Origin of the sequence: Streptomyces sp. RP5T (assembly GCF_003933965.1) — a bacterium.
Classification (GTDB): domain Bacteria; phylum Actinomycetota; class Actinomycetes; order Streptomycetales; family Streptomycetaceae; genus Streptomyces.
Window position 1 is genome coordinate 1 of record NZ_RSAJ01001048.1, and the last position, 1519, is coordinate 1519.

Below are 1519 nucleotides of genomic sequence, written 5' to 3' on the forward strand. Positions count from 1 at the left end.
CGCCTGGGGCACCACCTTCTGGAGCCAGTGGTACTACGACTGGGACGAGATCATCCCGCCCCGCGCCACCGGAGCCGTCCCGAACCCCACCCACCAGCTCGACTGGCGCCGCTTCTGCTCCGACGAACTGCTGTCGCTGTGCAGGGCGGAGCGCGAGGTGCTGCGGGAGACCGCTCCCTCGGTGCCCGCCACCACCAACTTCATGGTGATGTACAACTTCGACGCGCTCGACTACTGGCGCTGGGCACCGGAGCTGGACGTCGTCTCCAACGACCACTACCTGCGCTCCACCGACCCCGAGTCGCAGATCGACATCGCGCTCAGCGGGGACCTCGTGCGCTCGCTGGCCGGCGGCCCCTGGCTGCTGATGGAGCACTCGACCGGCGCGGTGAACTGGCAGCCGGTCAACAGGGCCAAGGACCCGGGCGAGTTGCGACGCAACGCCCTGGCCCACGTCGCCCGGGGCGCCGACGGCATCGCCTACTTCCAGTGGCGGGCCGCCAAGGCGGGCGCCGAGCAGTGGCACTCGGCGATGCTTCCGCACGCCGGCACCGACAGCCGGATCTGGCGGGACGTGGTGGCGCTGGGCGCGGACCTGAGGGCGCTGGCGGAGGTACGGGGCGCCGTGAGCCCCGCGTCCGTCGCCGTCGTCTGGGACTGGAACGCCCGCTGGGCCCTCGAACTCCCCTCCCAGCCCAGCGAGTCGGTCCGCTACCTGGACCTGGTCCGCTCCTGGTACGAGCCGCTGTGGCGCTCCGGCGTGGCCGTGGACTTCGTCCGCCCCGACGCGGACCTGTCCGCCTACCGGCTCGTCCTCGCCCCCGCCCTCTACCTGGTCGACGACGAGGGCGCGGAGAACCTGAGAAGCTTCGCCTCGGACGGCGGCACACTGGTCGTCGGCTTCCACAGCGGGACCGTCGACACCAACTGCCATGTCCGCCTGGGCGGTTACCCGGGCGCGTTCCGGGAGGCCCTGGGCGTCAACACCGACGAACTGTTCCCGCTGCTGCCGGGGGAGTCCCTGGGGCTCACCGGCGGCGGTACGGCGTCCCTGTGGTCGGAGCGGGTACGGCCGACCGGCGCGGAGGTCGTGACCTCGTACACCTCGGGCCCGCTGACGGGAGTCCCGGCGGTCACCCGCCACCCCTACGGCCAGGGCGTGGCCTGGTACCTGGCCACCCACCCCGACCCGACCACCCTCGCCGGCCTGCTGGACCGCATCCGCACCGAGGCGGGCGTGGAGCCGGTGCGCGAGACACCGCAGGGGGTGGAGGCGGTACTGCGCAGAGGCCGGGACGCGGACTACCTCTTCCTGATCAACCACGGTGACCGCGAGGCCGAGGTGCGGGTCGCCGCGCGGGCGACCGAGCTGCTGAGCGGTAAGCCGGTCGACGGTCACCGCCAAATGAGCGCACTCACCGGCCATCCACCGCGGCGCGAGGCACGCGGCATCCTGCCGTGGCTGGCCGCGCCCGCGCTGGTGGTCTTCGTCGGCTTCGCCGTGATCCCGCTCGTCGGC

At 72.7% G+C, this 1519-nt stretch carries 1 protein-coding gene; it reads left to right on the top strand.

Features of this window, described 5'->3' with window-relative positions; translation table 11 throughout:
• Positions 1-1519 (top strand): beta-galactosidase (locus EHS43_RS44355; RefSeq protein ID WP_260471011.1); only part of this gene is annotated, 1519 nt, incomplete at both ends.